Source organism: Kribbella sp. NPDC055110 (assembly GCF_053607525.1).
The window spans coordinates 158,455-166,109 of sequence record NZ_JBSGTS010000009.1 but is presented as its reverse complement, the minus strand read 5'-3'; the positions used below and the strand labels follow the sequence as shown (position 1 = coordinate 166,109).

5 protein-coding genes are annotated in these 7,655 nt (G+C 69.7%); 1 reads left to right on the top strand and 4 read right to left on the bottom strand.

From position 1 onward, the window contains the following. Window positions 1-152: 152 nt before the first annotated feature. Both recG and ACWF0M_RS16800 read right to left on the bottom strand, forming a co-directional pair. Window positions 153-2,390, bottom strand: a complete 2,238-nt coding sequence (gene recG, locus ACWF0M_RS16805; RefSeq protein ID WP_452236570.1) for an ATP-dependent DNA helicase RecG — start codon at window positions 2,388-2,390, stop codon at window positions 153-155. Next, window positions 2,387-4,000, bottom strand: a complete 1,614-nt coding sequence (locus ACWF0M_RS16800) for a DAK2 domain-containing protein (RefSeq protein ID WP_452236569.1) — start codon at window positions 3,998-4,000, stop codon at window positions 2,387-2,389. Before ACWF0M_RS16800 ends, recG begins: the two co-directional genes overlap by 4 nt. Before the next feature lie 334 nt (window positions 4,001-4,334). Between ACWF0M_RS16800 and ACWF0M_RS16795 the strand changes: the two genes are divergently transcribed. Continuing rightward, a complete protein-coding gene (locus ACWF0M_RS16795; protein WP_452236568.1) occupies window positions 4,335-5,282 on the top strand; it encodes an SAM-dependent methyltransferase in 948 nt (315 codons plus the stop codon). Between the two features lie 57 nt (window positions 5,283-5,339). Here ACWF0M_RS16795 and rpmB read toward each other — a convergent pair whose 3' ends face one another. Both rpmB and ACWF0M_RS16785 read right to left on the bottom strand, forming a co-directional pair. After that, window positions 5,340-5,561 (bottom strand): 50S ribosomal protein L28, encoded by a 222-nt coding sequence (rpmB, locus tag ACWF0M_RS16790; protein WP_130387610.1) that lies wholly within the window; start codon window positions 5,559-5,561, stop codon window positions 5,340-5,342. An 85-nt stretch (window positions 5,562-5,646) separates the two neighbouring features. Continuing rightward, the gene (locus ACWF0M_RS16785; protein WP_452236567.1) at window positions 5,647-7,635 is read right to left on the bottom strand and encodes an aldo/keto reductase; all 1,989 of its coding nucleotides are present in this window, start codon (window positions 7,633-7,635) and stop codon (window positions 5,647-5,649) included. Window positions 7,636-7,655: the final 20 nt, after the last annotated feature.

Sequence of the window (7,655 nt, the reverse complement as noted above, 5' to 3'; positions counted from 1 at the left end):
CCTGGGGTTTTTGGTTGGCTCGGGTTTTTGTTTATTGCGCTCGGGGGTTTCGGGAGGGGGGGGGGGGGGCCCCCCCCCCCCCGGCGCGACGAGGGAAGAACGGGAGTAACAGCCCCGTGACCCCCGCGCCGGAGGCGCGGCATTCAGCACAGTCAATGTTTCTCCAGGTATTCGGTGGTCTCGGACTGCAACGCGTTGCGGACGATCGTGAGCAGCTCCGGGAACTCGGACAGGGCGGGGTCCACCCCGACGATCCTGGTCGCCTCGTGCCGGGCCGCGAGGATGATGTCCTCGTCCCGCAGCACGCTGAGCAGTTTGAGGCTGCTGCGTCGCCCGGACTGCGCGACACCGAGTACGTCGCCCTCGCGGCGGGTCTCGAGGTCGATCCGCGACAGCTCGAACCCGTCGGTCGTCGACGCGACCGCCTCCAGCCGCCGGAACGGACTCGCGACGCTCGGCATGTCCGTGACCAGCAGGCACAGCCCGGGAACCTTGCCGCGCCCGACCCGGCCGCGCAGCTGGTGGAGCTGCGAGATGCCGAACCGGTCGGCGTCCATGATCACCATCGTCGAGGCGTTCGGTACGTCGACGCCGACCTCGATGACCGTAGTCGCGATCAGTACGTCGATGTCGCCGGCCGCGAACCGGGACATCACCGCGTCCTTCTCGTCGGCCGGCAGCCGCCCGTGCAGGATCTCGACGCGCAGGTCGTGCAGGATCTCCGCGAGCGCCTCCGACACCTGCATCACCGAGATCGGCGGCCGGGCCTGCCTCTTCCCGCCCTCGTCGGTCTCGAGGAGCTCGCCTTCCTCGTCGGCCGCATTCTTGACGTCGTCCCCGATCCGCGGGCACACGACGTACGCCTGGTGGCCCTTGCCGACCTCCTCGCGGACGCGCGCCCAGGCCCGCTGCAACCAGTCCGGCCGCTCCTTGGCGGGGACCACGGACGACTGGATCGGCGACCGCCCCGCCGGCAGCTGGGTGAGCGTCGAGACCGCGAGGTCGCCGAACACCGTCATCGCCACCGTCCGCGGGATCGGGGTCGCGGTCATCACCAGCACGTGCGGCGTGTTCTCACCGGATTTCGCGCTCAGCGCGGCCCGCTGCTCGACCCCGAACCGGTGCTGCTCGTCGACCACCACGAGCCCGAGATCCGCGAACTGGACCTTGTCCTCGAGCAGCGCGTGCGTCCCGACCACGATCCCGGCGGCGCCGCTGGCCGCGTCGAGCATCGCCGTCCGGCGGGAGGCCGCGTTCAGCGAACCGGTCAGCAGACCGATCTTGGTGGCGTGTTCCGCGCCGCCGAGCATGCCCTGTTCGGCCAGGTCACCGAGCATCTTGGTGAGGGTCTTGTGGTGCTGGACGGCCAGCACCTCGGTCGGCGCGAGCAGAGCCGCCTGGCCGCCGTTGTCGACCACGGACAGCATCGCCCGCAGCGCGACCACGGTCTTGCCGGAGCCGACCTCGCCTTGCAGCAGCCGGTGCATCGGGTGCGCTCGGGCGAGGTCGGCGAAGATCTCCTCCCCCACCTCGGCCTGGCCCTCGGTCAGCTCGAACGGCAGCCGCTGGTCGAACTCGTCGAGCAGCGCACCGGCCTGCCGAGGCCGCGGTACGGCGCTCTGCGCGTCCATCACCGCGCGGCGCTGGGCGAGGATCGTCTGCATCACCAGCGCTTCCTCGAACCGGAACCGCTGCTGCGCGTCGTGGATGTCCTTCTCGGTGTCCGGCAGGTGCACCTTCTGCAGGGCGTCCCGGAGACCGAGCAGCTGCTCGTTGCGAAGAACATGCTGCGGGACCGGGTCGTCGACGCGGTCGTCGAGACTGTCCAGGACGATCTTGACGGACCTCTCGATCGTTGCGGTGGGCAACTTCGAGGTCGCCGGGTAGATCGGACGGAAGGGCCGGGCCCGGCGTTCGATCTCGGCCTCGGTGAGGTCTTCCTCGTCGAGCACCTCGGTGCCGGGATTCTTCAGCTGCATGGTGGTGCGGAACATCGTCACTTCGCCCCAGAACAGGGCGGCGGTGCCGGGGGTCAGCTTCGTCAGCAGCCAGGGCTGGTTGAAGAACGCCAGCTCGATGTCGTTGCGGCCGTCGGTGACCACGACCTTGGTGATCGTCCGTTGCTTGCGGAACCTCTGGACCTGGTCGGGCTTGATCTCGATCTTGCTGTCCAGCGCGCGCGCCGTGACCCTCTTGACCCGCCCGTTGACGGTCGCCTGGTCGCCCACCTCCAGCTCGTCGAACGGGGTCAGCTCACCCTTCTTCAGGTACCGCCGCGGGTAGTGCCGCAGCAGCTCGCCGACGGTCTCGATCTCGAGCACGTCCGCGAAGGTCTTGGCCGTCTTCGCCCCGAGGAAGTCCCGGAGCTTGCGGTCCATGTCCGTTTTCATTCCACCCCGATCAGCAACGGGTACCTGTCCTGTCCTCCGTCGTACACCACGACATCGACATCTTTGCGTTGCCGGCGTACGTGCCGCTCCACGGCCTCGGCCAGGGCGGGGTCGGCGTCGCGGCCGGTGACGATCGTGAGCAACTCGCCACCGCCGCCGAGCAACCGGTCGACGACCTCCAGCGCGGCCTCCTCGAGGTCGCCGGTGATGAGCGCGAAGTCGCCGTCGACGACTCCGAGCGCGTCGCCGATCCGGCACCGGCCGGCCATCGTCCAGGCGTCCTTGACCGCGATCGTGACGGCGCCGTGCCGGGTCTGCCCGGCGGCGGCCGAGAGGTGTACGACGTCGTCGTCGAAGCTGCGGTCCGGGTCGTGGACGGCGATCGCGGCGAGGCCCTGGACCTGGGCGCGGGTGGGGATCACGGCGACCCGGATCCCGTCCTGGCGCGCAGCGGTCGCGGCGGCCTCGGCGACCGCGATCGAGTCCTGGTCGTTGGGCAGGATCACGATCTCGGGCGCCTGCGACTGCTCGATCGCCTGCAGCAGCTCGCCGGTCGAGCAACGGCGCCCGGGGCCGCCGCGGATGATCCGGGCGCCGGCCTCGGTGAACAGGTCGGCCAGTCCGTCACCGGCCACGACCGCGATCACCGCACGGCCGGGAGCCGGTTCGTGGTGGTGCGCCTGGTCGTCGAAGTGGGTGACCCGGATCCGGTGCGGGCGGCCGATGTCGATGCCCTGCTCGATCGCGGCGCCGACGTCGTCGGTGTGCACGTGGACGTTCCAGAGCCCGTCGCCGCCGACCACGACGACGGAGTCGCCGAGCGCGGCCAGGGTCTGGCGGAAGTCGCCGATCTTGTCGTCGGTCGCGTCGAGCAGGTACATCACCTCGTACGCGGGCCCGTCCTGGCTTTCGGCGCCCTCGCCCTGCGGCTCGACTCTGGCCGGTACGTCGACCCGCACGTGCTGCCCGGTGAGCACCGATTCCATCGCACCGAGGATCACGACGAGACCCGCTCCCCCCGCGTCGACGACGCCCGCGCGCCGCAGTACGTCGAGCTGGTCGGTCGTCCTGGTGAGGGCCTGGCGGGCGGAGGCGACCGCGGCGAGGCAGACGTCGGCGAGGGTCTTGCCGTCGTTCGCGGCGGTCATCGCGCCGGTGGCGGCGGCGCGGGCGACAGTGAGCATGGTGCCTTCGACGGGCTGCGCGACGGCCCCGTACGCGGCGTCTGCGGCGTACTTGAGCGCGTCCGCGAAGGCGGAGGCCTCGCTCATCCGTGGGTCCGCCAGGACGCCGTCTGTCTGGTGGTGCGGGAGGTTCTCGTCGAGGCGGAGGCCACAGGCGCGGATCAGCTGGGACGTGATCACGCCGGAGTTGCCGCGGGCGCCCAGCAGCGCGCCGCGGCCGAAGGCCTGGATCGCCTCGGTGAAGGTCAGTTCGCCCTTGGGCAGCGCGTCGCAGGCGGCTTCCCAGGTCAGGTAGAGGTTCGTGCCGGTGTCGCCGTCCGGCACCGGGTACACGTTCAGCTCGTCGATCTCGGTCCGGGCCTGGGCCAGGTCGGCCAGCGCTGTCCGGGCCCAGGCCCGCAGCACGTCAACGGTCAATTCCTCCACGCCCGGAAGGCTACTCGGCAACACCTCGACAAACCGCCATCCCATCGCCTCCTCCCAGCGCCCGGAACCCTCCCCAAACCGGTTTGGGACGTACCCCGTCACCAACTGGGGAGTCCCACCTACCCGAATCGGGCAGTAGAGCTCCCCAAACCGGTTTGGGACGTACCCCGTCACCGACTGGGGAATGCCACCTACCCGAATCGGGCAGTAGAGCTCCCCACACCAGCTTCGAGGGGGGTGGATAGGGTCGGGGTGGCGGCGAGAGGTGGGAGTGGTTGTGGGCTGTGGCAGGGCTGTGTTGTTCTCGGTCGCGGCCGAGAGTTACGAGTTGGCTGTGCGGGAGATCCGGGGCGAGTTCGGGCGGGACGTGCTGGTCCAGCGGGTCGGCGCGGAGCTCGGGCGGCTCGAGGGACCGTCGGTGAACGAGTTCGCGGCGGCGTGCGATGCGGGGCGGATCATGTTCGTGCGGCATCTGACGGTCGAGATCGCGAGCTTCGAGGAGCTGCCGCCAGAGTACGAGCTGGCCGAGGTCGTGCTGGGCGAGCTGCCCGAGTACCCGAAGGCGCTCGCCGTACAGGCCTGGACCGATGCGGCCGGCGCCGGCGGGTCGTACTACCACCGCCTGGAGGACGCGCTGGCCTCTCGTGGGGTGGCTGTCACGCGTTCCGGGCAGGAGTACGTCGTCTCGTGCTTCGCGGGCCGCAAGGCGGTGCTGCTCGGGCTGAACCGGCTGGCGGACAGCTTGTCGGACTGGCCCGGGGGACGGATGCGGTTGGCTCGGGGTGACGAGCGGGTGTCGCGGTCGGAGTTCAAGCTGGAAGAGGCGATCGCGACCTTCGGGCTGGAGTTGCCGCCCGGTGGGAAGGCGGTCGACCTCGGCGCCGCACCGGGTGGGTGGACGCGGATCCTGCGGCTGCACGGGCAGGAGGTGTGGTCGGTCGATCCGGGTGCGTTGGATCCGCGGCTGCGCGGTGATCGCCGGATCCATCACGAGGCGACGACGGCGGGCCGGTTCTTCGCCGCGAACCGGGTCCGCTTCGACGTGGCGGTGAACGACATGCGAATGGACCAGGTGACGAGCGCCCGGATGATGCTGGACGCGGCGGCGCATCTGCGCGGCGGCGGCCTCGCGATCGTCACGCTGAAGGGCGGCGGCAAGAACCCCCTGGACGGGGCCCGCCGCGGTATCCAGGTCCTCCGGCAGCGGTACGACGTACTGCACGCCCGGCAACTCCACCACAACCGGAACGAGATCACCGTGGTGGCGCGTAAACACGACTAGGCGCCCGGGGTGAACCGGGCGCCTGGTCGAAGGCCCTACACGGAGGAAAGCTTCAGGTCAGCCGACGACGCGCTGGACCTTGCCGGCCTTGATGCAGGAGGTGCACACCTTCATCTTGGTGGGCGTGCCCTTGATGATCGCGCGGACCGGCTGGATGTTGGGGTTGAACCGGCGGGGCGTACGAGCCTTGACCCGCCGGATCATCGCGCCCTTACCCAGGCGGGCAACGCTGTTGCCGAACGTCGGCTGCTTGCCGCAGACATCGCACTTCTTAGACATGATTCTCCGTGTTCAGGGTCGTGACACCGACAGACCATGTTACATGCGTGTCAGTGCCCCACCAATTCGGCTGTCAGGCGGTCACTCAGGCAGTGAGATAGGCCACTTCGTCGTCCGTCAAGGACACCGAGAGCCCCGGAGTCGAGGTCCGGGTTTCGCTGACGTGCCGCGGCCCGATCAGCGGAAACACAGGATACGGCTGGTGCAGCAGCCACGCCAAAGCGATCGCGGTCGGCTCGACTCCCTTGGCCTTCGCCAGCTCCCGCGCCCGGTCCAGGCGGCGGAAGTTCTCGTCGGAGTAGAAGCAGCGCACCAGCTCGGAGTCCGAGGTGTCCTCCGGCTTGGCTCGTCCGGTGAAGAACCCGCGGGCCTGGCTCGACCACGGGAACAGCGCGACCTGCCGCTCGCGCAGCCATTTCTGCGACTCGTCGTCGGCCACGTGCCGGCATCCGGCCCACGGTACGTCGTACGCCCGCGCGAGGCTGAGGTGGTTGCTCAGTAGCGTGAACGGCTGCTTGCTGTTCGCGTCGGCGTACGCGTTGGCCTCGTCGAAGCGCGCGGTGGACCAGTTCGAGCCGCCGAACGCCTTGATCCGGCCGGCCTTGAAGTGCTCGTCGAGGACGTCGACGAACTCCGAGACCGGGATCTCCTCGTTGTCGCGGTGCATGAAGTACAGGTCGACGTGGTCGGTCTGCAGCCGTTCGAGGCTCTCGTGCAGCTGCCGCGTGATCGATTCGGGGTCGCAGTACGGCGTATGCGCGCCCTTGCCGATCACGACGACGTCGTCCCGGTTGCCGCGTGACTTCATCCACTGCCCGAGCAGCTTCTCGCCACGTCCGCCGCCGTAGATGTACGCCGTGTCGAACGTCGTACCGCCGCGCTCGACGAAGTCGTCGAAGACCACTGCTGCGTGCGGCAGCGTCTGCTGGTTGTCGACGCCCATGACGAGCCGGGACACCTGCCGGTCGACGCCCGGCACCTTGCCGTACGTCATCGGGGCGTCGTCGCGGCGGGTGAGCGGCCGTCCGGTCGCGGTCGGGATGTTCGCGTCGTCCCGCTCGCTCGCGTACTGCTGCCCGATCGCCGCCCGCCACTGGTCCTGGACGGTGAGGTTGCCGAGCGTGTCGGCCCAGCTCATCTCCGGCGCCTCCTTCGCGCCGGCCTGGATCGCCGCCTGCACCGCCTCGGCCTCGGCCGTGTAGATCAGCGCCGGCTCCGCGGAGATGTCCCGCGGGTCCTCCCCCACCCGGTGCAGGGTGACGTGGGTCGGTTTGCCGTCGCCGCCGAACCACGGGTCCTCGACGACGAGGTATCCCTCGCTGCCGAAGATGCGGACCTGGTTCTGGTCGGCGAGCCGTACGCCGGTGCTCACCTGGGCGGTGACGCCGCCGTCGAAGAACAGCGTCGCCACCGTCCATTCGTCGGCGCCGGTCTCACCCACGTGCCCGACCGCGCTGACCGCGGCCGGGTCGGCGTACGGCTGCCCGGTCGCGGCGCCGGCGATCAGCCGGGCCATCGACACCGGGTAGCCGCCGACGTCGAGGATGCCGCCGCCGGCCAGGTCGTCGGCGAAGATCCGGCTCTCCGGCCGGAACCCGGCGGCGAACGCGAACGTGGCCTGGATCTGGTGGACGGTGCCGATCTCGCCGTCGCGGACCAGTTGGGCGATCAGCTTGGTCTGCGGCAGGCACCGGTACATGTACGCCTCCATCAGGAAGACGTCGTTGCGGACGGCGGCCTCGATCATCGCCTCGGCCCACGCGCGGTTGATCGCGAGCGGCTTCTCGCACAGTACGTGCTTGCCGGCCTCGGCCGCCTTGATCGCCCACTCGACGTGCATCGGGTGCGGCGTGGCGATGTAGACGGCGTCGACGGTTCCGTCGGCGAGCAGGTCGTCGTACGAACCGTGCCGGTTGGCGATGTCCCACTTGTCGGCGAAGGCGTTCGCCGACTCGAGGGACCGGCTGCCGACGGCGACGACCGCGTTGGTCTTCGACGTCGGCACCTGGCCGGCGAACCGGGAAGCGATGTTGCCGGTGCCGATGATGCCCCAGCGGAGCTTGTCGTCAGTCAAAAGGAATCCCGTGTTTGATT

Coding starts and splice junctions, on each gene's coding strand:
- recG (WP_452236570.1), bottom strand. CDS start 2,390: ATGAAAACGGACATGGACCGCAAGCTCCGGGACTTCCTCGGGGCGAAG.
- rpmB (WP_130387610.1), bottom strand. CDS start 5,561: ATGTCTAAGAAGTGCGATGTCTGCGGCAAGCAGCCGACGTTCGGCAAC.